Here is a 25,721-nt window from a genome sequence, read left to right as displayed (position 1 = left end):
ACCGCAGGTTATCGGGCAATGCTTCGCCCCCCAGCGTTCGGTTTTGACCCTCAGGGGTCACAACCACCCGCTCAGCCACCCAGCTCCGGGCGCCACCGCGCCAGCTCCCGGGTGAACGCCTCGGCGTCGACCATCTTGCCGTCGACGGCCACGGCCTGATCGCCGGCGCGGAACTCCACCCGCCAGCGGCGGCTGCTCGGGCGGGCGTTCATCCGGACCTCGGTGGCGGTGTCGTAGAGGTCGAAGCGGTAGGTGCGGCTGCCCTTGCGGACCTCCAGCACGCCCTGGTCGCTGACGGTCACCTCGCCGGCCGTGAGCAGGCCGAGCTTGCTCTCCGGCGTGAAGCTGCGGATGTCCTCCTCGGCAGCGGGGGCCGGGGCCGGCGCGCCCGCTGCGACGGGGGGCGCCTCGGCCGGGTCCGGCAGGGTGCCGCCGGCGGCGTCCATGGCGCGCAGCACGTCCGGCGTCAGCTTCGGGATCTGACCGGTCTGCGCCAACTCGGCGGCCAGCGCCCAGGCGCTCTTGGTCTGCGCCCGCGACTCGGGCTCGGCGGGGGCCGCGGGGGCGGGTCCGGCGGGCTCGACCGGTGCCGGCGCGGCGGCGACCGCCAGCTCCAGCGCCTGCAGGCTGCGCTTGGAGCCCTTGTCCTTGATGGTCGCGACGACCTTCGCCCGCAGGTCGGCCAGCTCACGGGCGAGCTCGCCCGCGCGCTGCTCGGCCGCGAGGCGCTCCTGCAGCGCCGTCTCCACCAGCTCGGTGTGGTGCCGGATCGACGACTCGATCGCCTGGCGGTCGATGACCAGCTGGTCGACCCGGGCCTCGGCGTCGGCCCGCAACCGGGCGGCCTCGGCGGCCGCCTCCTCCGCGGCCACGCGGGCGGCGTACGCCTCCTCGACCTGTCGCTGTGCCAGCTCCGAGGCGGCGGCGGCGGCGGCGAGCACCTCCGCCGTACGCGCTTCAGCGGCTGCGCGCTCGGCAGCGGAGCCCTCCGCGTGCCGGTGTGCCCCGGCGGCGGCCTCCTCGGCCTCGGCGCGCGAGCGGGCGGCTGCCTCGGCGGCCTGCTCGGCGGCGCTCCGGGCCTCGTGCGCGGCAACCGCCTGCGCGGCATGGTCGTTCGCGCGGGCGTGGGCGGCCTCCGCGTCGCGGGCGCGCTCCTCGGCGGCCCGGTGGGCCGCCTGCTCCGCCTCGGCTGCGGCGGCGGCGCGGGCGAGGGCGGCCTGCTCGGCGGCGGCGGCCTGGCCGGCGGCGAGGGCCTGCTGGTGCCCGACGTTCTCGGCCTCCGTACGCCGGGCGTGGGCCTCCTGCGCCTGTGCGTGTGCCGCGTCGGTCGCGTCCTGCGCGGTCTGTTCGGCCGCGCGCCGGGCTGCGTGGGCCTCCTCGGCGGCGCGCGCCTGCTCGGCCGCCGCCGTCTCGGCCTCGGTGCGGCCGATGTGGGCCTGCTCGGCACGCTCGGCGTGCTCGTGCGCGGCCAGGTCGGCGGCCCGACGGGAGGTGTGTGCCTTCTCCGCCTCGTGCTCGGCGTCGGTGCGCAGGTCGTGCGCCTCGCCGGCCAGGCGGGCCTGCTCGGCGGCGGCGCCCTCGGCGGCCTCGCGAGCGGCGTGGGCCGCGGCGGCGTTCTCCTCGGCGGCCTGTCGGGCGGTGTGGGCACCTTGCGCGGACTCGTGCGCGGACTCGACCGCGGCCCGGCCGTCTTCCTCCGACGCGAGCCGTGCGGCGTGAGCGGCCTCGGTCTCCCGGGCCCGCTCGGCGGCGGCGCGCTCGGCGTCGGCGCGCGCCTGGTGGGCCTCGCTCGCGAGCCGCGCGTGCTCGGCGGCGGCCTGGTCGGCGGCCTCGCGGGCCTGGTGCGCGCGCTCGGCCAGCGCCTCGGCGGCCTCGCGCGCCTCCTGCGCGGCGCTCGCGGCGGCCTCGGCGGCGGCGTGCCGGTCGTGCGCCTCGGCGGCCTGTCGTGCCTGCTCGGCGGCGGCACTCTCGGCCGCCTCGCGGGCGGCGTGGGCGTGGGCGGCGTCCTCCTCGGCGGCGATCCGGTCGGCGTGCGCCTGCTCGGTCTCGCGTGCTCGCTCGGTCGCCGCCTCCTCGGCGCGTCGGCGGCCCTCGTGCGCCTCGGTGGCGCGCAGTGCCTGCAGGGACGCGTTGCGCTCGGCCTCGCCGCGGTCGGCGGCGTGGGCGGCGGCTGCCTGCTCGGCGGCCTCGCGAGCGGCCGCTGCCGCGGCGACGGCGTACTCGGCCGCCGCCCGCGCCTCCTCGGCGCTCTTGACCTTCTCGGCCATGCTCGTAGCGACGCGCTCGGCGAACTGCCGGGCGCCGTGCGCGGCGGCCGCCTCGTCCGCCTTGCCGGCCGCCGCTGTCTCGGCGGCTGTCCTGGCCTCGTGGGCCTGGGCCGCCTCCTGGGCGCGGGCCGCGGCGGCTTGCTCGGCGGCGGTACGGGCCTGGTGCGCCGCAGCCGCCTCGTCGGAGCGGACCTTCGCGGTGTCCTCGGCGCGTGCCCGTGCCGCGGCGATGTCAGCGGCCTGCTGCGCGGCGTCGCGGTGGCGGCGTACCGCTTCCTCGGCCAGCTTGGCCTGCTCGGCCGCTGCCTGCTCGGCGAGGACCCGCTCCTTGGCGCGCGCCTCGGCCGCCTCCTCGGCGGCACGGCGGGCGGTCTCGGCCGTGACAGCCGCCTCCTCGGCCGCGACGCGGGCCTGGTGGGCGGCGGCCGCCATGTCGGCGTGGTCGGCGGCCTTGCGGTCGGCCTCGGCCCGCGCCCGGGCGTGCTCGGCCGCCTGCTCCTCGGCGACGATGCGCTCGGCGGCCTGCTCGGCAGCGGCCTGCTCGGCGGCGCGGCGCAGGCCGGCGTGCCGCTCGGCGGCGGCGGCCTGTTCGGCGGCACGGGCGGCCACCTGCTCGACGGTCTCAGCAGGTACGGCGCCGGCGGTCTCGCCACCCGATCGACGGAACCACTTGCGGTCGGGTGAGTTGGGGGTGTCCATTTGCCTCCGATGCTATCGGGGTCCGGGCCGCTCGAGGGGCCGAAGCAGCGCTCAGTAGACCAGCGCCTGCACCCCGTCGGCCAGGATCTCCTCGGCGAAGACGGCGGCGCCCTTGATCTGCACCCCCGGGATCACGTCCGCGTCGGTGATGCCGCGCCGTGCGGCGCACTGCGTACAGGCGGTGACGCTGCCCTCGGCGAGGACGATCCCCAGCAGGTCGACCAGCGGGGTGGCCATCGGCAGGCTGAACTGCTGCGCGCGACCGGGGACGGCGTACCAGGCCGCCTCACCCGTCAGCCAGAGGCTGACCTCGGCGCCGGCGGCGGTGGCGGCGGCCGCCACCGTGAACGCCTGGTTGCAGCGCTCCGCGTCCTCGGCGCCGGCGGTGACCTTCACGACGAGCTTCCTGACCATGGCGTCACGATAGCCAGAGCGGGTGGCGCCCCTAGACTGGCGACGTGCCTTTCCACCTCCCGGAGAACCTCCACCCCGACTGTGCGCCCATCGCCTGGCTGCTGGGCACCTGGCACGGCAACGGGCACGGCGACTACCCGAGCATCGAGAAGTTCGAGTTCGAGCAGGAGCTGGTCTTCCAGCAGGACGGGCGTCCGTTCCTGGCCTACTCGGCGATCTCGTGGGTGGTCGACCCGGAGACCAAGGAGCGGCTGCGGCCCGGTGCGATGGAGACCGGATTCCTGCGCTCCCAGCTGCTCGAGCCGGGGAAGGCGCGCCTGGAGATGGTGCTGGCGCACAACACCGGGCTGGCGTCGGTGTGGTTCGGTGAGGCGGCCGACGGCAAGATCGAGCTCGCCACGCGCGGCATCGGTCAGACCGAGACCGCCAAGGACGTGACCGCCGGCCACCGGTTGTACGGCAACGTGCAGGGCCAGCTGATGTACGCCTACGACATGAAGGCGATGGGGCACGAGCTGCAGCCGCACCTGTGGGCGCAGCTCAACCGTGTCGACCAGTGAGGCCGAGGGTGCGATGAGCGAGGAGGACTGGCGTCAGCGGCTGCGGGGGAGCGGTTACCGGCTGACCCCGCAGCGCGAGCTCGTCCTCGCCGCGGTGGAGAGGCTGCAGCACGCGACGCCGGAGGAGGTGCTCGCCTGCGTGCGGGAGTCGTCCTCGGCGATCAACCTCTCGACCGTCTACCGCAACCTGGAGGTCCTGGAGGAGCTGGGCCTGGTGCGGCACGCCCACCTCTCCGAGCGCGTCGCGACCTACCACTCCACCACCGAGCACGAGCACTTCCACCTGGTCTGCCGGAAGTGTCAGCGGGTGATCTCTGTTGACCCTGAGGTGGCCGGCGACTTCGCCGCGCGGTTGGAGCGGGAGCAGGGGTTCGTCCCCGACCTCGGTCACCTGGTCATGTTCGGTGAGTGTGTGGAGTGTGGGAGTGTTGATGAGTGACGTGTCGCCGCTGATGTCCTTGCCCGGAGCGGTCGCGGGATCGGGCGCGGACGCGCCGGTCGCCGCCCACTACGGGTCCTTCAACGTGGAGCAGCGCACGCTGGCCTCGGGGGAGGGGTTCGTCGACCTGTCCCACCGCGACGTGCTGCGCATCGCCGGGCCGGACCGGCTGACCTGGCTGCACTCGCTGACCTCGCAGGCCTTCGAGGGCCTCGGGGCGGGCGTGTGGACCTCGGCGCTGATCCTCTCGCCGCAGGGACACCTCGAGCACTTCTTCGCCGGTGTCGACGACGGTACGGCGTTCACCGCGTGGACCGAGCCGGGCCATGGCGAGGCGCTGGTGGCCTACCTGGAGCGGATGAAGTTCTGGTCCGAGGTGGAGGTGAGCGCCGACCCGTCGCTGGCGGTGGTGTGGCGACCGGCGGCCGGGGAGGCGTCCGGTCGGACCTCGTTCATCCCGCGCGAGGCGCTGCCGGCCTACGTCGACGCGGCCGGGCCGGCGTGCGGGCTGTGGGCCTACGAGGCGCTGCGGATCGAGCGGGGCGAGCCGCGGATCTTCGTCGACACCGACCACCGCACGATCCCGAACGAGATCGGTCTGGTCGGCACGCACCTGGACAAGGGCTGCTACCGCGGCCAGGAGACGGTCGCCCGGGTGCATACCCTCGGCCGGCCTCCGCGTCGGCTGGTGCTGCTGCACCTCGACGGCTCGGAGAACAGGCTGCCGGCCGCCGGCACGGCGCTGACGGGGCCCGACGGCCGCGAGGTCGGCTTCGTCGGCTCGTCGGCCCGGCACTTCGAGCTCGGCCCGATCGCGCTGGGCCTGGTCAAGCGCTCGGTCGCGGTCGATGCGCCGCTGAGCGTCGACGGCATGCCGGTGGCGCAGGAGACGGTGGTCGACCCGGAGGTCGGGCTGCACGTGCGGCCGCTGCGCTGACGTGTGGGCCTCGTGCCGCCGGGGCGGTGCGGACCGTCGCGGCGATGCCTCGCTGCGGTCAGGCCCGCCGGTACTGCACGTGCGTGTCCGAGGCCGCGTGCGAGAACCCGAGGCCTGAGTAGAGCCCGAGAGCGGGGGTGTTGTCGCCCTCGACGTACAGGTGGATCTCGTCGACCCCGAGGTCGCGCAGGTGCGCCAGGCCGGCGAGGGTGACGACCTTGCCGAGGCCGCGTCCCTGGGCGGCGGGGTCCACGCCGACGACGTAGACCTCGCCGAGCGAGGGACTGTGCTGCTTGGTCCAGTGGAAGGCGAGCAGGCGTCGGGTCGATGCGTCCCACGCGGTGATCAGCCCGTCGGCGGAGAACCAGGGCTCGGCCATCCGCTCGCGCAGGCCGGCCAGGTCGAGCGCGCCCTGTTCGGGATGGGAGGCGAAGGCAGCCGCGTTGACCCGCAGCACCTCCTCCTCGTCGCCCGGCTCGAAGCCGCGGACGGTGACGTTGGCCGGCGCCTCCCAGGACGGCAGCGGCAGGGTGGTCGGCCGGCGCATCACCCACAGCTCGCGCACCCTGTCCCAGCCGTACGCCGCCGCGAGCGCCCGGGCGGCCGGGTGGTCGCCGTGGGACCAGGCCAGCCGGGCGCCGTCGGGCGCCTGCAGCAGCAGCCGCCTGCCCAGACCGGTGCCGCGCTCGTGCGGGAGCACCACCAGCGACAGCTCGTCGCCGTGCAGCAGCCCGAACCCCCGGTTGTCCCCCCAGACCCGCACCGAGTCCGGGCGGTGGCGCACGGCGAGCAGCGTGGACTCGTCCAGCGGCGCGACGCCGTCGGCGGCCTCGGTCAGGCGGGCGAGCGCGGGGATGTCGAGCATGCGACTCACCCTAGGGTGTTCGCAGGGCTACGCGGTCACCAGGTGACCGCGGGCCCTGTCGATGCGGCGTGCCCCATCGACAGCCTCAGGCCTTGGCGAGCTGGGCGACGTCGCCCGCCTGCTCCTTCTCCTTGGTCGGCACCACGAAGCGGTAGCCGACGTTGCGCACGGTGCCGATCAGCGTCTCGTTCTCCGGGCCGAGCTTCGCGCGCAGGCGGCGGATGTGGACGTCGACGGTCCGGGTGCCGCCGAAGTAGTCGTAGCCCCACACCTCCTGCAGCAGCTGCTGGCGCGAGAAGACCCGCCCCGGGTGCTGTGCCAGGAACTTCAGCAGCTCGAACTCCTTGAACGTCAGGTCCAGCGGTCGTCCGCTCACCTTCGCCGTGTACGTCGCGTCGTCCACGACCACCTCGCCCGAGCGGATCACGTGGGCGTCGGGGTCCGCCGCGACGCGGGCCGCGGTGAGCCGGCCGATGGCCAGCCGGATGCGCGCCTCGAGCTCGGCGGGGCCGCAGGTGTGCAGCAGGACGTCGTCCATGCCCCAGTCGTGCGCGACCACTGCCAGACCGCCCTCGGTGACAATGAGCAGCACCGGCATCTCGGCGCCGGTGGCACGGATGAGGCGGCACAGGTCGCGGGCCTGGGCGAGGTCCTGGCGGCCGTCGACCAGCAGCAGGTCGGCGCCGGGCGCATCGAGTAGAGCGCTACCCTCGGCCGGCAGCACCTTCACCTGGTGACCCAGGAGGGCGAGGCCGGGCAGGACCTCGGCCGAGGGCTGGAGCGAGCCGGTGAGAAGCAGAAGGGTGCTCATGATTTCCTCCACGTCGGAGTAAGGAGCACCGAGCCGCAACATTGAGCCTCGGTGACGTAACCGTTGGGACATCGTAGCGAAAGGTGAGCGGCCAGTGGTTGAAACGTCCATCTCGGTCCACTACTGGGCGGGCGCACGTGCCGCGGCCGGTACGGCGCAGGACATCCTCGAGGTCTCCGGGCCCACCACCCTCGCCGAGGTCACGGCGCGGGTGCTGGCACTGCACCCCGGGACCAGGCTGGGCGACGTACTCGCCGTCTGCGCCACGCTGGTCGACGACCGGCCGACCGCCTCGGAGGAGGCGGCGGAGGTGACGGTGCGGCCGGGTCAGTCGGTGCAGTTCCTGCCGCCGTTCGCCGGGGGCTGAAAGCGCATCTGGTCTAGACCTGAGGATTTCTCAGGATTACTCCGTGTCGTCTTGGTCACAAGGTCGTTACGACTCACAGAACCCGCCGACCCCCGTCGGCCTTCCACCGTCGAAAGGTCCCCGCCATGACCACGAACCCCGCCACCAAGCGGATGCGCCTGGCCGCTCTCGGTCTCAGCTCGGTGCTCACCATCGGTGTGCTCACCCCGTTCATCGGGATCGAGGGCGCGTCTGCCGCCACCTCCTGCAGCACGGCGTCATCGCACTACGCCACGGCCAACGCCAAGCTGGGCAGCGACCAGGCCAAGCTGCACAAGGCCAAGAAGAAGCTCAAGAAGCTCAAGAGGCACCACCGGTCCCACCGGGTCATCAAGCACCAGCAGAAGAAGGTCAAGAAGCTGCGTGCCATGGTCCGCGCGGACCGCGCCGCTCGGAACAACTACTACTCCCAGCAGACCAACTGCACGACGGCGTCCAACCAGGCAGCGACCGGCACCGCCGGCGCGCTGACCTCGCTGCTCGGTCAGCTGCAGGGTGTGCTCGACCCGGCTCAGCTCACCGATGCTCTCGACGCGCTGGCCACGCAGCTCGCGGCCTCCGGTGCTCCGGGCGCCGCCCAGCTCGCCGACGTCATCAAGCAGCTCTCCGCTGCCATCTCCAGCGGCGCCGACTCGATCGACCCGAGTCAGCTGACCTCGCTGTTCAGCCAGCTCAGCGCGCTCGGCCTCGACCCGACGGCCATCGAGAAGGCCTTCGAGAACGCGGTGGCGACCTTCCAGAACTTCGACTTCAGCTCGCTGACCACCAACCCGGCCGGTCTGGTCGACCTGATCCTCGGCTCCCTGGCGAACGGTCTCACCACGGCCGGTGTGCCCACGCTGCCCGGCGTGATCAGCCAGCTCAACGACGTCATCGACGGGGTCGTCGCCGCGCTGACGGGCGGCGGCAGCTCCTCGGAGATCACCTCGGCGCTGACGCAGCTGCTCGGTAGCCTCGGTGGCGGTCTGGGCGGCGGCCTGGGCGGCCTCGGCTGATCCTGCTCAATCGCGAGCCCCGACGCGGGGCCGTTCCTCCCCCGAGGAACGGCCCCGTGCCGCATTTCCGGGGCTTATAGCACGCGCCTCCGTGGCGCTCGACGACACCCCGACATCAGCTGGTCCAGACCACCGTTTCCGCTGTCTTACATCGTCGTTGGTGATGGCATGAAGCGTCCCGTAGCTATCACCGCGTGTGCCTCCCTCATGGTGGGCGCCCTCATGCCGTTCATGTTCTCCAACGACGCGCAGGCTGCGGCCAAGTGCACGACGGAGTCCTCCGCTTACAGCGCCGCCAACAGCCACCTCGCCGTGGCCGAGTACAAGCTCAAGCACGCCAAGAAGCGACTGAAGAAGGCCCGTCACCACCACGCGTCGAAGAGGACGATCTCCCACCGCAAGCGGGCCGTCCGGTTCGCGCGGCTGGACCTGCGCTACGCGCGCCTCGCCCACGCCCAGTACTACTCGCAGCTGGTCAACTGCCAGAGCACCTCCCAGCCGCAGGGGGTCAGCACGCCGCAGGTCAGCACCAGCCCGACGGGCGGCTCCGACCCGACGGGGAGCTCCAGCCCGACGGGGAGCTCCGACCCGACGGGGAGCTCCAGCCCGACGGGGAGCTCCAGCCCGACGGGGAGCTCCAGCCCGACCGGGAGCTCCAGCCCGACCGGGAGCTCGAGCCCGACCGGCAGCTCCTCGGCCAACCCCACCGACGCGCTGACGGCGCTGCTCGAGCAGCTGACCAGCCTGCTGGACCCGGCACAGCTCGTCGCGGTGCTCGATGATCTGCGCGACCAGCTGATCGCGGCAGGAGCGCCCTCGCAGCTGACCGACGCCATCGCGCAGCTCGAGGACGCGCTCAACGGCGCGGGCGACCCGACCGCGGCGTTCCAGCAGCTGGTCGATGCGCTCACCGGTGGGGCCTCCAGCCTCGACCCGGCCGCGTTCCAGCAGGCACTGGAGAATGCGCTCGCCGCCTTCCAGGCCGCGCTGACCAACCCGCCGACCACGCCGCAGGGCATCCTCGACCTGCTGCTGAACACCCTCTCCGACGGTCTCGACGAGGCCGGCGTGCCCGTCGTGCCCAGCGTGCTGACCCAGCTCGACACCGCGCTGGACGGCCTGCTCGGCTCGCTGCTCGGCGGCGTCCCCGGCCTGTGAGCCCCCTCGCGGCACCCTGAGACCCACCGTTGCGGGGTCGCCCCTCTCAGCAGGGGCGACCCCGCCCGTCCTGTTCCGGCGCGGTCGCGGGAATCTGGTCGGCGACGTACGGCGTTGCACCCGGTGTGGTCGGACTCTGGATCGTGCTCGCCGCCGTCGTACTCGCCCTCGGGTTCGGCGGCTACCGGCTGCTGACCGACGGCCGCTTTCGTGGGACGCGCGCGCTGCCAGGCGCGGGAGGGGAGCAGGAAGTGACCACTCGACCCGCCGAACGTGACGGTTCGGCGTGGGGGAGCCTGGGCGAGGCGGTGGCGAGCCTCGCGCCGGGTGAGCGGGCCACGCTGGTGCAGTTCTCCAGTGCGTTCTGCGCGCCGTGCCGGGCGACCCGTCGCGTGCTGAGCGAGGTGGCCGACCTCGTGCCGGGCGTGGTGCACGTGGAGATCGACGCCGAGCACCACCTCGACGTCGTGCGCCGGCTCGGCATCGCCCGCACGCCCACCACACTGGTTCTGGACGCGACCGGCAACGAGGTCGCGCGGGCGGCCGGAGCACCCCGCAAGGAGCAGGTGCTCAGCGCCATCCCCTAGCGCCTCGTGCTGCTGAGAGTGACCTCCTGGCCACGGTGGGCATCACACGGCGAGATAGGTGACGTCGTCCTCCAGCCCTGAGGCGAGCCGACGCCGCTCGACGGCGACCAGCTCGGCCATCAACGCGGCGATCGAGGTCCGCGCGCGCCAACCGGTCGCGGCCGTGATCGCCTCCGGCGAGCCGCCCACCGTGACGGGGTCAGCGGGGCGCGCGACTGCGCCGGTCTCGACGATGTGGGTCGCCGGGTCCAGTCCCGCAGCGCTGTAGGCCGCCTCCGCGAGCGCGCGCAACGGGTGCCGCACACCGGTGCAGATGTCGGCGTCGAGCGGCTCGGGCAGCCGCAGCAGCAACGGCATCGCGGCGACGTGGTCGCGGGCGTGGCCCCAGTCCCGCTCGGAGGAGAGGTCCCCGAGGTCCAGGACGTCGCCGGCGGCCGCGGCGCGGGCGATCCGTCGTGACACGAAGTGCACGGGGCGCAGTGGCGACTCGTGGTTGGCCAGCCGGCCGGCCACGGCGAACACGCCGCGGGCACGGGCGTCGGCCACCGACCCCTCGGCGGCGAGCTTGGAGGCGGCGTAGGGACTGGTGGGGCCGGCCTGCACCGAGGATGCCTGGAAGAACCGCGTGCTCGGCCGGATGTGGCGCACCGCCGCGAGCATGCCCTCGACCGCCTCCGCGTTGACAGCGACGGTGGCGCGCGGGTCGTCCCAGGACAGGGCGACCGAGGAGATCGCCGCGAGCTGGTAGACCTCGTCGATCTGCCGGGCGCGCAGGAGGGCGGCGAAGGCAGCGGTGTCGGTGACGTCGAGGTCGACCAGGGTGATCAGCCGATGCGCGAGGTAGCAGTCCCGCGGGCCGGGCGACCGCCGGCCCGCGAGCACCGTCGTACCGGCATCGGCCAGCAGCCGGCTGAGGTAGATGCCGTCCTGACCGGTCGCGCCGGTGACCAGGGCGATCACGCGCGCTCGGCGGCGGCGCTGGACGTGGCGCCGAGCGCGGCGAGGTCGGCGTCCACCATCAGCCGTGCGAGCTCGCCGACCGAGGTGGTCGCCTTCCAGCCCAGCTCGCTGGCCGCGTGCGAGGCGTCCCCGACGAGCTCGGGGACCTCGGCGGGGCGGACGAAGCGGGGGTCGGTGACGACGTGGTCGCGCCAGTCGAGGCCGACGTGGGAGAAGGCCAGCTCGCAGAAGTCGCGGACCGTGCTGCCGACCCCTGTCGCCAGCACGAAGTCGGCCGGCTCGTCCTGCTGGAGCATGCGCCACATGCCCTCGACGTACTCCGCCGCGTAGCCCCAGTCGCGGATCGCGTCGAGGTTGCCGAGCGTGAGCGCACCGGTCGCCCCGCTCGCCGAGCCGGTCGCGGCGATCCGCGCGGCGGCGAGACTGATCTTGCGCGTCACGAACGACTCCCCGCGCCGCGGCGACTCGTGGTTGAACAGGATGCCGGAGACGGCGTAGAGGCCGTAGGCCTCGCGGTAGTTCACGGTGGCCCAGTGGGCGTGCAGCTTGGCGGCGCCGTACGGCGAGCGCGGGTGGAAGTGCGTCCCCTCGTGCTGCGGTGGCGGGGTGAGCCCGAACATCTCCGAGGTCGACGCCTGGTAGAACCGGGCGTCGGGGGCGTGCTGGCGGACCGCCTCGAGCAGCCGGATCGCGCCGATGGCATCGGCGCTGGCGGTGTACTCGGGCATCTCGAAGCTGACTGCGACGTGCGACTGCGCGGCCAGGTTGTAGACCTCGTCGGGCGCGGCGGCGCGCACGATGTTGGTCAGGCTGGTGGAGTCGGTGAGGTCGCCGTAGTGCAGGCTCAGCCGGCCGGCGTTGTCGGGGTGGAGGTAGATCGGGTCGATCCGAGCGCGGTTGAAGCTCGAGCTGCGTCGCACCAAGCCGTGCACCTCGTAGCCCTTCTCGAGCAGCAGCTCGGCGAGGTAGGAACCGTCCTGACCGGTGATCCCGGTGATGAGGGCGCGCTTGGTCATTGCGGCAGCATACGGAGGGTGGCAACGCCCGCCGTGGTGGCGCGGGGGATCGGTGTGGCCGAGCGTCGCCGTCTCAAAAAATGGACACGCATACCATTATTTGAGACGCGAGTTTCGTTGTGCCGGAAATCCCTCCTAGAGTCGCATCGTGCTCTCGACCATGCTGACCAAGCGCCGCGCAGTGGACCACTGCCGCGTGCGCTCGTCGCTGTGTCGAATGTCCTGGTGACGGCCGCCTGACGCCCCGGGAGGGGCTCGCGATGGCCGTCGACGCGTGCTGACCAGCCATCTGCCACCTCGACTCCGGAGCATCCATGTCCGCCACCGCCCCCCGACCGGCCCGGGGACCGTACGCCGAGCCCGTCGCGGCGCCTGCCGCAGGGCCGGGGATCGACCCGCGCGGGCCCCAGTTCACCGCCGGGATCACCGCTGTCGTCCTGATCGTGATCCTGCTGCTCCCGACCCCGGCCGCCGCGGTGCTGACAGCGGTCCAGGCCGTGCTGTTCGGGCTCGGGGCGGCGCGCGGGGTGCAGCGCACGCCGACCGCCGTGCTCTTCAGGCGGCTGGTGCGACCCCGGCTGCGGCCGCCGGTCGAGCTGGAGGATCCCGCCCCGCCGCGGTTCGCCCAGACGGTCGGCCTGGTGTTCACGCTGGTCGCCCTGGTGGGGTACCTGGCGGGGGTGACGCTGCTCGGCCAGATCGCGATCGGCCTCGCCCTCGTGGCGGCCCTGCTCAACGCGCTCTTCCGGTTCTGCCTGGGCTGCGAGATGTACCTGCTCATCCAGCGCCTCGCCCACTGACGCCATCACTTCACACGCTCTGACAAACACGCTTCACAACCGAAGGGAACACACCATGACCCGCGAGAACGCTCTCGTCTCCGCCCAGTGGGTGGAGGAGAACCTGGACAACCCGAAGGTGGTGCTGGTCGAGGTCGACGAGGACACGTCGGCGTACGACAAGGGCCACATCAAGGGCGCGATCAAGCTCGACTGGACCACCGACCTGCAGGACCAGGTCCGCCGCGACTTCGTCAACAAGCAGCAGTTCGAGGCGCTCCTGAGCAGCCGCGGCGTCGCCAACGACGACACCGTCGTCCTGTACGGCGGCAACAACAACTGGTTCGCCGCCTACGCCTACTGGTACTTCAAGCTCTACGGCCACCAGGACGTCAAGCTGCTCGACGGCGGCCGCAAGAAGTGGGAGCTCGACTCCCGCGAGCTCGTCTCGGAGCTGCCCAGCCGCCCCGAGACCAGCTACGTGGCTCAGGAGCAGGACGGCTCGATCCGCGCCTTCCGCGACGAGGTCGTCGCCGCCATCGGCACCCAGAACCTGGTCGACGTCCGCTCGCCCGACGAGTTCGCCGGTCGCCTGCTCGCCCCGGCCCACCTGCCGCAGGAGCAGGCTCAGCGTGCGGGGCACATCCCGACCGCTGCCAACGTGCCGTGGTCGAAGGCCGCGAACGACGACGGCACCTTCAAGTCCGACGACGAGCTCAAGCAGATCTACACCGAGGCCGGCGTCGACTGGAACAAGGACACGATCGCCTACTGCCGCATCGGCGAGCGCTCCAGCCACACCTGGTTCGTGCTCAAGGAGCTGCTCGGTCAGGACAACGTGAAGAACTACGACGGCTCGTGGACCGAGTACGGCAGCCTCGTCGGCGTGCCGGTCGCGCTGGGCGACGAGCCCGGGGAGGCCTGACATGTGCGGCGCTACCGCTGGTGGTCTGAGCCTCGACGGCGTGAACGTCGCCAAGGAGGCGGTGATCCAGGGCCAGGTCGTGCGCGACGGCGAGCCGATCGCCAACGCCTACGTCCGGCTGCTCGACAAGTCCGGTGAGTTCACCGCCGAGGTCCCGACCTCTGCCTCGGGGCACTTCCGCTTCTTCGCCGGCGAGGGGCAGTGGACGCTGCGCACGCTCGCGCCGAAGGCCGAGCCGGTCGACCGCCAGATCCTGGCGCACGTCGGCTCGGTCGCAGAGGTCACCATCAGCCTCTGAGCGAGACGCGTCCCGACACCCGTCACAGCTTCGCTGTGGCGGGTGTCACTTTTTATGGCACTGCCCGAAATCACTCTTCGATCGCCGATATCGGCCGAAAGAAAGAACACGGCAACATCTCGGCTGACGGAAGTTGTCCAGAAATCCCCAGTTTTGTGTATATGGGACCGTCCCATGTGGTCTGATAGGCCTCACCGTGACATCGACCGGTCGCCTCGGGCGCCCGGGCAGGAGGAGACATTCATGAAGAAGTTCATCGCCGGTGTGGCCACCGCCTCGGCCCTCAGCCTCGGCGCCCTGGCCTTCGCGGGCACGGCTCCTGCGCTGGCCGACTACGGCCCGTCGACGCCGACCGCCTCGGTCGTCAAGAGCGACGTCACCAAGGCCATCAGCAAGCCGGGCAAGATCTCGAAGAAGAAGGCGAAGAAGCTCACCGCCGAGGTCAAGGCCGCCAAGAAGGCCGGCGTCATCTCCAGCGCCAAGGCCAAGAAGCTCCTCGCGAAGATCAAGAAGGACACCAAGAAGTGACCCTCTGAGGTCCTTCGCGGTGCGGACCCCCGGTCCTGAGGGCCGGGGGTCCGCGCTGCTTGAAGCACGTGGTTCGACAGCAGGAAGTGGAAGTCATGCGGGTGCAGCACCCCTGGCGCTGGGTCTCGGGGACCCTCGGTGTGGTCGTCGTGCTGGTGATCGCGTACGCCGGTTGGCTCCTGTGGGACGCCGCGCACAACCTCAAGGCGGCGGCCGACGACGCCTCGGCCCTCAAGACGGCGGCGCTCGGCGACGACCCGGCGCAGGTCACCAGCGCCTCGAAGCGGTTCTCCGAGCACGCCGACAGTGCTGCCGACGCGACCGACTCGCCGGTGTGGTCGTTGCTGACCCACCTGCCCGTGGTCGGTGACGATGCCCGCGGCGTACGCACGGTGAGCCGGGTGGGCCATGACCTGGCACACCACGGCCTGAGCGAGCTCACCGACACCGTCGGTGACCTCGACGCCGTGCTGCCGCGCAACGGCGGGATCGACACCGCCAGGCTGCAGTCAATGACCGGCCCGGTGGACGACAGCTACGCGGCCCTCACCCGGGCGCGCACCGCGCTGGCCGGCGAGGACCCGAGCGGCTACATGACCTCGCTGAAGCTGCGCTATCGCGATCTGCAGTCGGAGGTGGACGACGCCACCGACGCGATGGCCGTCGCCCACCGCGCGCTCGGGGTGCTTCCGCAGATGCTCGGCGCCGACGGGCCACGCAACTACCTGCTGATCATGCAGAACAACGCCGAGATCCGCGCGACCGGCGGCCTGCCGGGAGCGGTGTCGCTGCTGCACGTGGACCATGGCCGGATCTCGATGGTGCGCGAGGTGTCCGGCGCCTCCTTCGGCGAGTCGCCCGCCCCGGTGCTGCCGATCCAGCCGGCCGAGCAGAAGATCTTCGGTGGGAACATCGGCCGCTACTTCGTGGACGCCAACCTCACGCCCGACTTCGCCCGCAGCGCTGACCTGTGGAAGGCGCGCTGGGAGCAGACCCAGCCGGAGAAGATCGACGGCGTCGTCTCGCTCGACACCGTGACGCTCTCCTACCTCCTGCGCGCCCTCGGCCCGGTCGATGTCGACGGCGTCCAGCTGACGTCCGACACGGTGGTCGACGAGCTGCTCAGCAAGGTCTACCAGCGGCTGCCCGACCCGGCCGCCGAGGACGCCTTCTTCGCCCAGGTCGCGAGCACGGTGTTCAACCGGGTGACGTCGTTCTCCGGCTCGAAGAAGGACCTGCTCACGGCGCTGCAGCAGGCGGCCGACGAGCACCGGATCCTCGTCCACGACTTCGACGGCTCGGTGCAGAGCCGGCTGGCCTCCACGGTCGTCGCCGGCAGCCTGAGCACCGGGGATGCCCAGCGCGACCCGCAGGTCGGCATCTACTTCGCCGACGCCACCTTGTCGAAGATGAGCTACTACCTGCGCTACGACAGCCACGTCGCGGCGACCTCGTGCGTCCGGGGCGTCCAGACCCTCTCCGGATCGCTCACCCTGACCTCCACCGCGCCGAAGGATGCCAGGACGACCTTGCCGGCGTACGTCACCGGTCAGGGGCTGCCGAAGTCGTCGGCCGGCGACATGCTCGTGGCCGTCTACGTCTTCGCACCCTCCGGCGGAGGCACGAGCAAGTTCGCCGACAACGACCTCGACTTCCCGCAGTTCGACGCCGTGCTGGACGGTCGCAAGGTCATCCAGACCTGGGTGCTGCTCGAGCCCGGGAAGAGCAAGGACCTCAGCTGGACGATGACGTCCGGTGCCGGTCAGATCGGTCCCACCCGCGTCAACGTGACGCCGTCCGTCCAGGCCGGCGCAGCCTCCGCCGCGGTGCGGTCGGCATGTTGAGCCCCTGATCCACCCACGCCTGCGAGGGCATGCACCACCAGTTGAACAAAGGCACCGACGCTCGGGCCGGTCATCCTCGTGCACGATGCGAGGCAAGAAAGGAACAACTCTCGTGGAGATCGCTGACTACCTACGGATCCTGCGGCGACGCTGGATCTCGATCGTGGCGTGCGTCGTCGTGCTCGGCGCGCTGGCGCTGGCGTACACGCTCGCGCAGACCAAGATGTACGCCTCGAACACGACGTTGTTCATCAGCACCGGTGCGACCAACGACTCCAGCGTGCAGTTCCAGAGCGGGCAGTACACCCAGGATCGGGTGCAGTCCTACGTGCAGCTGGTGAGCAGCCGGGATCTGGCGAGCAAGGTCATCCAGGCCAGCGGCCTGGACATGACGCCGACCGAGCTCGCCGGCCAGGTCTCCGCCACCACGGCCGCTAACACGGTCAATCTGACCATCACCGCCACCGACGCGGATCCGCACGTGGCCCAGAAGATCGCCCAGGCGTACGCCGAGCAGATGGTCGACATGGTGCGTCAGCTGGAGACTCCGCCTGGAGCCTCTCAGCCCACCATCAAGGCGACAGTGATCGACAACGCGTCGTACTCCGATGCAGCGGTCTCTCCGAGCCTGCCCCGCAACGTCGGCCTGGGCATCGTGCTCGGGCTGCTGATCGGTGTCGGCCAGGCTGTGCTGCGTGAGACCCTGGACACCCGGATCACCTCGACCGACGACCTGGCGCAGATCATCGACAAGCCCCTGCTGGGCGCGATCGGCTTCGACCCGAGCGCGAAGGACAAGCCGCTCCTCACCGACATCGAGTTGCACTCGCCGCGCGCGGAGGCCTTCCGGGTGCTGCGGACGAATCTCCAGTTCGTCGACGTCGACCGGGAGCAGAAGGTGTACGTCGTCTCCTCCTCGGTGCCGAGCGAGGGGAAGACGACGACGGCCGTCAACCTCGCGATCAGCCTCGCCCAGGCCGGTGTCCGCACCGTCCTGATCGAGGGCGACCTCCGGCGTCCACGAGCGGCCCTCCGGCTCGGGCTGGACGGAGCGGTCGGCGTCACCAACGTCCTGGTGGGCAAGGTGAAGCTCGAGGACGCGATCCAGATCCACGATGACTCGAAGCTCGCCTTCCTCGCTTCCGGCCCCATCCCGCCGAACCCCGCCGAGCTGCTGCAGTCCAAGGCGATGGCCGACCTGCTCGGCACGCTGCGAGATCAGTACGACGTCGTCCTCATCGACGCCCCGCCGCTCCTCCCGGTCACCGACGCGGCTCTCATCGCCAGCCACGCCGACGGCGCTCTCGTCGTCGTCCGGCACGGCAAGGCGACGCGGGACCAGGTCAAGCTCTCGGGCGAGCGACTGGCGCAGGTCGACGCGCGACTGGTCGGCGTCGTCATGAACATGGCACCGACGAAGGGGCGTAGCTACGGCTACGGCTACGGCTATGGGTACGGCTACGCGCCGGACAACTCCGCTAGCCCGTCTGCTTGACGGGAGTTCGACGTGGAGATGTTGATCTCGCACGAGTGGATCGAGTCGACCGGAGGCTCAGAGAACGTCTTTCGGGGGCTTCTCGAGCTCTTCCCTGGGGCTGACGCGGCATGCTTGTGGAACAACATGCCGCATACGTTCGATCGGCCTGTCTCCGAATCGTGGCTGGCGCGGACACCGATGCGGGGCAGGAAGGCTGCTTCTCTGCCCCTCGTGCCGAGCGCCTGGCGCCGCATGGACGTCACGCGCTACGACACGGTCCTCGCCTCGTCGCATGCCTTCGGCCATCAGCTTGCGACGCACGCTGTGAGGCGCGGGAAGAGGGGACTGGCCTATGTGCATACGCCGGCTCGTTACCTCTGGGCTCCCGAGGTGGAGCCACGAGGGGACCGGGCGTCGTTGCGGCTCGCGGCGGCACCGCTGAAAGCTCTCGATCGACGACTCGTGGATCCCCGCGTCCGTTATGCCGCCAACAGCCGCTACGTCCGTGATCGGATCCGACGTTCGTGGGGCGTCGATGCCGAGGTCATCTATCCGCCCGTCGACATCGAGCGAATCGTCTCGGTCGAGAGGTGGGGCGACGTGGTGAGTGCTGAAGAGGCGCAGCACCTGTCCGCGCTGCCGGAGAAGGCGTTCCTCCTCGGTGCGTCGCGACTGGTGTCGTACAAGCGTCTTGACCGCGTCATCGATCTTGGGAATCGGCTTGATATGCCCGTGGCGATCGCCGGCGCCGGCCCGGGCGAAGCTGAGCTTCGTGCGCACGCGGACTCAGCTCGCGTGCCGGTCACGTTCCTCGGCCGCGTTACGGACGAGATGCTGTATGCGTTGTACCAGCGTGCTGCCCTCTTCGTCTTCCTCGCCGTTGAAGACTTCGGCATCATGCCGGTCGAGGCCATGGCGGCCGGCACGCCTGTGCTGGTCAACGCTGACGGAGGAGCATCCGAGAGCATGCGCGCTGTAGGTGGCGGTATCCCTGTTCACGGATCGCTCTCAACGCCAGAACTCGCAGTGGCAGCGGCGAAGGCCATGAGCATTGAGATGGCGGCCGTCCCGAAGGCATGCCGTCAGTTCTCACGGCAAGCCTTCGGCGCCCGCGTCGAGCACTGGGTGACGCGATCATGACGCTCTTCATCGATCAGCGCTATACCGGCAACCACGGCATCGCTCGCTACGCCCGCGAGGTACTCTCCCGCTTCGACATGCCATTCCATCGCCTGCCCGTCGCTGGCAGTCCGACATCTCCGCTCGCGTACGTCGCCCGCGGGTGGCGCGTCCCTCGACGAGACGACGTCATCTACAGCCCAGGCTTCGGGACCGGGCGGTCGCGAGCTCGCCAGTTGCTGACGATCCATGACCTGATCCACTTGACCCACCCGCAACCTGGGTTGGCAGGAAGAGCGCACGAGCGATATTACGAGAGGCTCGTGAAGCCGGCCGTTGCGCGAGCAGGACACGTCCTGACTGTCTCGCAGACGTCAGCGACGGCGATTCGCGAGTGGCTCTCAAACGACCAAGTCGTCGTCCATACGACGGGAAACGCGTGCTCAGAGCACTTCATTCCAGATGGGCCGAGACAAAAGCTAGATCGACCCTACGTACTTTATGTGGGGAACACGAAGCCACACAAGAACTTCGGAGTCGTCGTAAGAGCGCTAACCTTCCTGGCGGGCTATGAACTGGTCGTCGTCACCACAGATGTCGAACCCGCGCGTCGCGCTGCCGCGCAAGCTGGGGTCATTGATCGATGTCACATGATCACAGCGATCGACGACGAGCGCCTCGCCTCCTATTATCGAGGAGCCCGCTCGCTCCTGATGCCATCCATCGTCGAAGGCTTCGGACTGCCAGCTTTGGAGGCGATTCATTGCGGCACACCGGTGGTCTACTACCAGGGATGCCGAGCAGTAGCCGAGATCGTCGCTGAATGCGGAATCGCTGTATCTGACCAAGATGACGCCGAGGCATTCGCACACGCCGCGACAACCTTATCGGGTCTCGCTGCCCCGGTCCGCGAGAACGATGTTTCGAGACCGTCCTGGGACTCGGTAGCAGAGCGTGTTTCTACGGCGGTGCGCGCTATGGAGTCGGGACGATGAGGTCTTCGCGCTGGCGCAAGGCGTCGTTACGCGGGTTTCGGATCCGCGCCAAGGGAGCATCCGGTGAACATAGCCCCCTGTGACGCAATCGTGTTGAATTGGCGCGACGCCGAGTCGACCCTTGCTTGCGCAGAAGCGTTGGCCGCAGAGGCAGAATGCCGCTTCATCTGGTTGGTGGACAATGAGACGGACGGCTCGCTCAAGCGCCGCGTCGAGGCGAGCGAAGCTCTTCGCGGCGGTCGAGTTCGTGTCATCGCTGAACCGCGAAACTTGGGTTTCAGCTCGGGTATAAACATCGGGATGAAGACATCGATCGAAAGTGGCGCGAAGAGATTATTGATCATCAACAATGACGCCTTGATCCGCCGGGGGGCCTTGCGCCGTTTGCTTCACGTGATGGGTTCGGATCCAAGGGCCGGTCTCGTTGGTCCACGGATCGTAAACTCTGCTAATGAAGTCACCTCGAACGGGGGACGCTTCGTTCCGTGGCGCTTGGCCGTCGAGGAGTCGAATCCGACCCGCCCTGACTTCCTCACCTGGGCAGCTGTACTGCTACGAGCAGAAACGATCTTGGACATCGGATTGCTGGATGAGCGATTCTTCATGTACTGGGAGGACGTGGACTACGGCCTTCGAGCAAATGCCGCGGGATGGCGTCTCATTGTTGCTGACGAGGCGGTGGTTGAGCACAAAGGGGGCGCCTCCCACCGCCAGGCCGGGAGCCGAGTGGTGGAATATTCGGCTTACGGCGCCGTCATCCTCGCCAAGATACACAGGGGAGCGCTGATAAAACTCGGCGCCATGATCCGGATCTCAAAACGACTGCTTGGATACGCCGTCACCGCAGATTGGGAGCGCCTGCGCGCCGTCTATCGCGGTGCTCGTACGGCATTGACATCCGATGTTAGGGGCGCCGCGATCTATCCCAGGGACTCTGGATGAGCCCGAAGGTCAACACATTGAGCACCAACGCGGCTAAAGTGGCGGCGGGCGGCGTTGTGCTCGTTGCCCGGCAGATACTGGTGGCATTCTCGTCCGCTGGCGTCGGGATCGTCCTTGCGCGAAAGCTGTCGACAGCCGAATTCGGAATGTATGCGGTCGTCACCCTCATCATGACGTCGTCGTACCTTCTCGTGGAAGCGGGGTTCTCGGCGGCGGCAGTCCAACACAGGGAAGTGCCGACCAGGCGCCGTCTAGCGGTCGTATACGGAGCACAACTGTCGGTCGCCGTTGTCCTGGCTGGGCTCCTTGTCGGCCTCAACCCCAGTATCTGCGCGCCGTTTCATGACGTGCGCGATGCGCGTGCTTGTATCTATCTCTGCGCTATCGGTGTCGTCTTCGTTCCGTTTTCGACGATCGGCGTCATCCAACTCGAGCGCGCGCTGCGCCTCGCAGAGTCCGGTGCACTATTGGCGGTCCGCCCTATCGTCTTCAATGTGGTTGCAGCGATCGCTGCCCTTTCCGGACTCCGTGTGGTCGGTCTGGGCGTCGCCTTTTTGGCATCTTCAGTGAGTGCCGTTCCCTATGTCTTGTGGCGCGTCGGCATGCCTCCTTTGCCAAGCTTCGCCTTCCGAGAGATCCGCGATCTATGGAGATTCGCTTGGTTCAACGCCATGGCGAGTTTAGTCAACGCTCTTAAAGACGCAGCAAACCCTCTGGTCATCGGCCTTGTTGTTGGCGCTACTGCCGTCGGCCGTGTGAATTGGGCCCAACAGGTTGCCGTCTTGGGGACCTACCTTGTGATGGTGTTCTCGCGACTCCTTCTTCCGGCTTTCGCGCGGATGCAAAGTGATCGGGTACGAATGGGGCAGGCGGCTGAGCAAGTTTTGTTCTGGCTCAACGCCGTTACGGCTTTGGTCGTCTGCGGGACCCTCGCTTCGATCTCATCAATTACTACGCTGATCTACGGCGATAGGTGGACAGCGGCGATTCCGCTTGTTTGTCTGTTGTCAGTCGCGAACGTCCTGACGCCGGCTTCGATCGTTTGCTCGGGTCTTCTCAATGCAACCGGAAGCGCCGCCGTTGTCTTCAAGGCGGCCTTAGGATGGCTCGCGGCCACGTGGGTGGGAGTTCTTGTCCTGGTTCCGATGCTGGGCGAAAACTCGTACGGGTATGCGAATATCGCGGCCCAAGGAGTCACGGTCTGGTTAATTGTCAAGACACGTTCTGAGGTGGCCTTCAGGCCCGTTAGATCTATTGCGGAGCCTTGGATCGCATCGGGAATTTGCTTCTGTCTTGCTTCGGTGCTGGTCGGTCGTTTTTTTGACAACGCGTCATGGGCACGCCTAGTGGCAGTGAGCGTTTCGGGCGCCGCGGGGTTCGCAGTTCTGATTGTGGTGCTGTCTCGAAAGCGTATAAATTGGTTCCTCCTTCAATTGCGGGGTGGCTGACTTGATAACGGCGATCATTCATACGAGAAACGAAGAGAAGAACATCCGCCGGGCGATAGAGTCCATCGGCGACCTGTGCGAAGACATTTTGGTCGCGGATATGAATAGCTCAGATCAGACGGTGGAGATTGCGAGGTCGCTGGGCGCGCGTGTCATCGACGTCCCGGACGTTGGCTACGTCGAGCCGGTACGGAGCCTGGCGGAGCAGGCTGCGCTCGGCGAATGGATCCTTCGGATAGATGCAGACGAGATCGTGCCGAAGGAATTATGCGACAAGATACGTGAGGTAGTGGCCGAGGGCCGCGTAGACGTGGTTCGCATGTGTCGCCTGAACTTCATGTTCGGCAAGAGAGTGCGAGGAACGGGCTGGCAAGCGAGCAGAGACCGTCATTATTTCCTGTTCCGGCGAGGAGCGCTGCAAGAGTGGCGAATCGAGAACGGTATCCACGGCGCTCCGCAGCCAGTAGCCGATGCGCGCGTTGCCGACATCCAGGGCGGCGAGAACCTATGTGTATGGCACTTCAACTATACTGACTGGAATCACTTCATAGAGAAGCTAAACAGATACAGTTCGGTTGAGGCGCGAGAGAACCTCGAAAAGGGTCTCAAGCCGACACTCAGGTTTCTGGCCAGAAATTTGATGAAGGAAGTTGTCAGGCGAGGGGTCGAAGGCCGGCCATGGCGGGACGGATCGACCGGCTTCGGGCTATTGTGGATGCAATTGACTTATAGGATCCTAGTATTCTTGAAGATGCGCCAAAATATGGGGGTGGGCGACCGGGATTCGATTGAAGCGATATATGGCGACTTGGCGTCGGAGGCGCACAGGTAGGCCTGTCATCTGAGGCGAGTGTGTTAACGGGGGGCTTTGCATGAGCCGGTTGTTAGTCTCGGGTAGCCGGTTCGCGCGCGCTGCCCTGAGGGATATTTTCAAGAACGGTCTGTTGACGAGTAGCGTTATTCCGCCTCGACTTCGACCGTACCTGCTGTGGCCGTGGAATGTTCGTGGTATAGGCTCGAGAATCGCCCCGCGCGTGTTCATAGGGTCGGGCCGACTGATCATAGGCAGCGGGTCGTTCCTCAATTACGAATGCTTCATCGATCCGTCAGCAGGAATCACCTTGGGCCGCAACGTTGCGTGTGGGCCGCGGGTGATGATGATTACCGCCACCCACCTGATAGGCGCCACTGAAGAGACGCGCACTCGTCGTCTCCCGGAAGATAACCTTTCGCTTCCGATCGTCGTCAATGACAACGTGTGGATCGGTGCTGGGGTTACTGTGTTGCCCGGAGTGGTGATTGATTCCGGTGTGGTCGTTGCCGCGGGTGCGGTAGTGACGCAAGATTGCGAGAGGAACTTCCTCTACGGAGGCGTTCCTGCCACGAAGATCCGTTCGCTCCCACGGTGAGGTTCGCGTTCGCGAGCCTTGCCGCAGGCGGTCGCTCAGTAGGCGCCCCGAGCGCCCAGCACGGCCCCGGCGGTCCGGGCAAGGATCGCCAGGTCTTGGGCGACCGACCAGTTGTCGACGTAGTAGAGGTCGAGGCGCATTGCCTCCTCGACGGACAGGTCGTTGCGGCCGGAGACCTGCCACAGTCCGGTCATGCCGGGACGGACGTGGAGGCGGCGCCTCATCGCATCGTTGTACATAGCGACCTCGGCGGCAACCTGTGGGCGCGGTCCCACGAGAGACATGTCCCCGCGGAGAACGTTGAAGAGCTGCGGCAACTCGTCGATCGAGAATCGACGCAACCAGCGGCCCGGCCCGGTGATGCGGGGGTCGTCCTTCACCTTGAACAGCAACGCCTCTACGCCGAGGTCTGCTTGCAGCTGAACGACGCGGGCCTCCGCGTCAGTCACCATAGTTCGGAACTTGAGGCAGTCGAACGTCTCACCGTCGCGTCCGATCCGCGCTTGCCGGAAGAGGACGGGCCCGCCGTCGTAACGGCGAATGCGCATGGCCGCTAGGAGAAGGAGGGGGGACAGTGCAGCAATCAGCACGGTCGACCCGATAACGTCGAAGCTTCGCTTCGCCCAGCCGCGGGCGTGTGCCCAGCGAGGTGCCTCAAGGTGGACAAGCGGCAGCCCTGCCATGGGCCGGACCCTGACGCGGTCGCCTGCGAGGTCTGTGACAGAAGGAGCGACGACCAGTTTCACCCGGTGTTGCTCGAGATCCCAGACGATCTGCCGCAATTCTTCGGCAGAGTGCGGGGCACCCCCGGTGATGAAGAGGATGTCCGCGTCGCCGATGGCGGACGCTGGATCTTCGGAGTTCCCGAGAACCGGGATCCCCGATGCGGTCGTGCGACCGTGATGCGTCGCTGGGGTGAGCGCGCCGACGACCTGGTAGCCCAGCCATCTCTCGCGGGAGAGAACGGCAGCGATCTCGTCGACGTGCGCGGGACCGCCCGCGATGATCACTCGCTGACCGAGCATGCCCTTGATCCGCATCGAGCGGACGCCTTTGCGCAGCGCCAGGCGGCCGATGAGTATGGCAGGGACTCCGAGGGCGAAGACGGTGACGAAGAAGCCGCGAGAGAGTTGATGATGGCTCAGGTAGCAACCCACACCGGTGAGGCCGGCGGCGTACATCGAAGCGTGCAACAGGCGCTTGAACTCCGCGGTGCCTTCGCCGAAGTCTTCGCGACTATAGGCTCCGAAGAGCAAATTGAGGAGCAGCCATCCCACGATGATGAGCGGACCGACCGTCGAGACGCTCGATTCCCGATCAGGCTGCGGAAACAGGTCCCACGCGCGGCGTAGTAACGCTGCCGTCGCCACTACGACGCACAAGATCCCTAGGTCGAGCGCCCAGGCGACCATGGGGAGTGATCTGCGTGTATCGACTCGTGCAACGCTCGGTTGCGATGCTGTGAGCGCCGCCGCTCGGTCTTCTGCGATGCTCACGCGTCCCTCCTCCGAGCGGCGGGTGTCGAATCCTGCCGCCAATCAGCGGCATCCATACCCTAAGTTGGGTATACGGGGTAGCGCAGGAGATCTGGGCAATTGGTCCCGAGTGTTGATACAGATCTGGGTTGCTGCTGTCTCGACGTGGCGGTCTTACTACCCGGTTGGACTAGCGCCGTCTGGGCCGATCGGACTCTGATGCAAATGGTCGTGACGACGTAGGCTGGCCTCAGGTGGTGGTCGAGGACCCGAGACCTCGCCACCGCCGCTCACGTCTCGCCCGTTGGGGGACAGGCACTCGGACGTGTTGAGGCGCCCCGTTCCACGGCTTGTGGACGGGGCGCCTT

At 68.8% G+C, this 25,721-nt stretch carries 26 protein-coding genes; 19 read left to right on the top strand and 7 right to left on the bottom strand.

The features are described from left to right. Window positions 1-71: 71 nt before the first annotated feature. The gene (locus P5P86_RS19250; protein ID WP_280609062.1) at window positions 72-2,966 is read right to left on the bottom strand and encodes a hypothetical protein; all 2,895 of its coding nucleotides are present in this window, start codon (window positions 2,964-2,966) and stop codon (window positions 72-74) included. Window positions 2,967-3,017: 51 nt separating this feature from the next. Continuing rightward, window positions 3,018-3,380, bottom strand: coding sequence for a DsrE family protein (locus tag P5P86_RS19245; RefSeq protein ID WP_280609061.1), 363 nt, complete (start codon window positions 3,378-3,380; stop codon window positions 3,018-3,020). Window positions 3,381-3,424: 44 nt separating this feature from the next. On the opposite strand from P5P86_RS19245, the gene P5P86_RS19240 reads away from it, so the two are divergent. From P5P86_RS19240 to ygfZ, 3 genes are read left to right on the top strand one after another with little or no spacing between them, the layout of a single operon-like run. Then, window positions 3,425-3,940, top strand: coding sequence for a heme-binding beta-barrel domain-containing protein (locus tag P5P86_RS19240; protein ID WP_280609060.1), 516 nt, complete (start codon window positions 3,425-3,427; stop codon window positions 3,938-3,940). Next, window positions 3,927-4,379 (top strand): Fur family transcriptional regulator, encoded by a 453-nt coding sequence (locus P5P86_RS19235; RefSeq protein WP_280609059.1) that lies wholly within the window; start codon window positions 3,927-3,929, stop codon window positions 4,377-4,379. Before P5P86_RS19240 ends, P5P86_RS19235 begins: the two co-directional genes overlap by 14 nt. After that, window positions 4,372-5,316, top strand: coding sequence for a CAF17-like 4Fe-4S cluster assembly/insertion protein YgfZ (gene ygfZ / locus P5P86_RS19230; protein WP_280609058.1), 945 nt, complete (start codon window positions 4,372-4,374; stop codon window positions 5,314-5,316). Before P5P86_RS19235 ends, ygfZ begins: the two co-directional genes overlap by 8 nt. A gap of 58 nt (window positions 5,317-5,374) precedes the next feature. Here the strand turns inward: ygfZ and mshD are convergent, their stop codons facing one another. Beyond that, on the bottom strand, window positions 5,375-6,181 hold the full coding sequence (mshD, locus tag P5P86_RS19225) for a mycothiol synthase (RefSeq protein WP_280609057.1): 807 nt from the start codon (window positions 6,179-6,181) through the stop codon (window positions 5,375-5,377). Between the two features lie 85 nt (window positions 6,182-6,266). Then, window positions 6,267-6,992: a response regulator transcription factor gene (locus tag P5P86_RS19220; RefSeq protein ID WP_280609056.1), complete on the bottom strand. Its 726-nt coding sequence runs from the start codon at window positions 6,990-6,992 to the stop codon at window positions 6,267-6,269. Between the two features lie 94 nt (window positions 6,993-7,086). On the opposite strand from P5P86_RS19220, the gene P5P86_RS19215 reads away from it, so the two are divergent. From P5P86_RS19215 to P5P86_RS19200, 4 genes are all read left to right on the top strand, one after another. Beyond that, window positions 7,087-7,359, top strand: a complete 273-nt coding sequence (locus P5P86_RS19215) for a MoaD/ThiS family protein (RefSeq protein WP_280609055.1) — start codon at window positions 7,087-7,089, stop codon at window positions 7,357-7,359. Window positions 7,360-7,484: 125 nt separating this feature from the next. Continuing rightward, window positions 7,485-8,393, top strand: a complete 909-nt coding sequence (locus tag P5P86_RS19210) for a hypothetical protein (protein WP_280609054.1) — start codon at window positions 7,485-7,487, stop codon at window positions 8,391-8,393. A 168-nt stretch (window positions 8,394-8,561) separates the two neighbouring features. Further along, window positions 8,562-9,551 carry a hypothetical protein gene (locus P5P86_RS19205; protein ID WP_280609053.1) on the top strand — a complete coding sequence of 330 codons (990 nt, stop codon included), beginning with the start codon at window positions 8,562-8,564 and terminating at the stop codon, window positions 9,549-9,551. A 251-nt stretch (window positions 9,552-9,802) separates the two neighbouring features. Further along, window positions 9,803-10,138 carry a thioredoxin family protein gene (locus tag P5P86_RS19200; protein ID WP_280609052.1) on the top strand — a complete coding sequence of 112 codons (336 nt, stop codon included), beginning with the start codon at window positions 9,803-9,805 and terminating at the stop codon, window positions 10,136-10,138. 42 nt (window positions 10,139-10,180) lie between these two features. Here the strand turns inward: P5P86_RS19200 and P5P86_RS19195 are convergent, their stop codons facing one another. Both P5P86_RS19195 and gmd read right to left on the bottom strand, forming a co-directional pair. Beyond that, window positions 10,181-11,098 carry a GDP-mannose 4,6-dehydratase gene (locus P5P86_RS19195; RefSeq protein ID WP_280609051.1) on the bottom strand — a complete coding sequence of 306 codons (918 nt, stop codon included), beginning with the start codon at window positions 11,096-11,098 and terminating at the stop codon, window positions 10,181-10,183. Further along, complete coding sequence (gmd, locus tag P5P86_RS19190) at window positions 11,095-12,114, bottom strand: GDP-mannose 4,6-dehydratase (protein ID WP_280609050.1); 1,020 nt, start codon at window positions 12,112-12,114, stop codon at window positions 11,095-11,097. Before gmd ends, P5P86_RS19195 begins: the two co-directional genes overlap by 4 nt. A 314-nt stretch (window positions 12,115-12,428) precedes the next feature. On the opposite strand from gmd, the gene P5P86_RS19185 reads away from it, so the two are divergent. The 12 genes from P5P86_RS19185 to P5P86_RS20135 all read left to right on the top strand — a co-directional run bounded on the left by P5P86_RS19185 (window position 12,429) and on the right by P5P86_RS20135 (window position 23,878). Beyond that, window positions 12,429-12,914 carry a DUF4395 domain-containing protein gene (locus P5P86_RS19185; RefSeq protein WP_280609049.1) on the top strand — a complete coding sequence of 162 codons (486 nt, stop codon included), beginning with the start codon at window positions 12,429-12,431 and terminating at the stop codon, window positions 12,912-12,914. Between the two features lie 55 nt (window positions 12,915-12,969). Next, window positions 12,970-13,818, top strand: a complete 849-nt coding sequence (locus tag P5P86_RS19180) for a sulfurtransferase (protein ID WP_280609048.1) — start codon at window positions 12,970-12,972, stop codon at window positions 13,816-13,818. A gap of 1 nt (window position 13,819) precedes the next feature. Beyond that, window positions 13,820-14,116, top strand: coding sequence for a DUF1416 domain-containing protein (locus tag P5P86_RS19175; RefSeq protein WP_280609047.1), 297 nt, complete (start codon window positions 13,820-13,822; stop codon window positions 14,114-14,116). A 243-nt stretch (window positions 14,117-14,359) separates the two neighbouring features. Then, window positions 14,360-14,644 (top strand): hypothetical protein, encoded by a 285-nt coding sequence (locus P5P86_RS19170; protein WP_280609046.1) that lies wholly within the window; start codon window positions 14,360-14,362, stop codon window positions 14,642-14,644. A gap of 95 nt (window positions 14,645-14,739) precedes the next feature. Next, on the top strand, window positions 14,740-16,488 hold the full coding sequence (locus tag P5P86_RS19165) for a DUF4012 domain-containing protein (protein ID WP_280609045.1): 1,749 nt from the start codon (window positions 14,740-14,742) through the stop codon (window positions 16,486-16,488). A gap of 112 nt (window positions 16,489-16,600) precedes the next feature. Further along, the gene (locus P5P86_RS19160) at window positions 16,601-17,983 is read left to right on the top strand and encodes a tyrosine-protein kinase domain-containing protein (RefSeq protein ID WP_280609044.1); all 1,383 of its coding nucleotides are present in this window, start codon (window positions 16,601-16,603) and stop codon (window positions 17,981-17,983) included. 18 nt (window positions 17,984-18,001) lie between these two features. Beyond that, window positions 18,002-19,105: a glycosyltransferase gene (locus P5P86_RS19155; RefSeq protein WP_280611292.1), complete on the top strand. Its 1,104-nt coding sequence runs from the start codon at window positions 18,002-18,004 to the stop codon at window positions 19,103-19,105. After that, entirely contained in the window at window positions 19,102-20,079 is a 978-nt protein-coding gene (locus tag P5P86_RS19150) for a glycosyltransferase family 4 protein (protein WP_280609043.1), read from the top strand. The genes P5P86_RS19155 and P5P86_RS19150 overlap by 4 nt, the downstream gene beginning before the upstream one ends. A gap of 63 nt (window positions 20,080-20,142) precedes the next feature. Continuing rightward, window positions 20,143-21,021 (top strand): glycosyltransferase, encoded by an 879-nt coding sequence (locus tag P5P86_RS19145; RefSeq protein WP_280609042.1) that lies wholly within the window; start codon window positions 20,143-20,145, stop codon window positions 21,019-21,021. Continuing rightward, entirely contained in the window at window positions 21,018-22,469 is a 1,452-nt protein-coding gene (locus tag P5P86_RS19140; RefSeq protein ID WP_280609041.1) for an oligosaccharide flippase family protein, read from the top strand. Before P5P86_RS19145 ends, P5P86_RS19140 begins: the two co-directional genes overlap by 4 nt. Next, window positions 22,462-23,301: a glycosyltransferase family 2 protein gene (locus P5P86_RS19135; protein ID WP_280609040.1), complete on the top strand. Its 840-nt coding sequence runs from the start codon at window positions 22,462-22,464 to the stop codon at window positions 23,299-23,301. The genes P5P86_RS19140 and P5P86_RS19135 overlap by 8 nt, the downstream gene beginning before the upstream one ends. A gap of 40 nt (window positions 23,302-23,341) precedes the next feature. Then, window positions 23,342-23,878: an acyltransferase gene (locus tag P5P86_RS20135; protein WP_446724911.1), complete on the top strand. Its 537-nt coding sequence runs from the start codon at window positions 23,342-23,344 to the stop codon at window positions 23,876-23,878. Between the two features lie 35 nt (window positions 23,879-23,913). On the opposite strand, the gene P5P86_RS19130 is transcribed toward P5P86_RS20135, so the two are convergent. Further along, window positions 23,914-25,374, bottom strand: coding sequence for a sugar transferase (locus tag P5P86_RS19130; protein WP_280609039.1), 1,461 nt, complete (start codon window positions 25,372-25,374; stop codon window positions 23,914-23,916). Between the last annotated feature and the right edge of the window lie 347 nt (window positions 25,375-25,721).

Source organism: Nocardioides sp. BP30, from assembly GCF_029873215.1.
GTDB lineage: Bacteria > Actinomycetota > Actinomycetes > Propionibacteriales > Nocardioidaceae > Nocardioides.
Note: the sequence above shows the minus strand (reverse complement) of the source record. Positions and strands in the feature narration are given on the sequence as shown.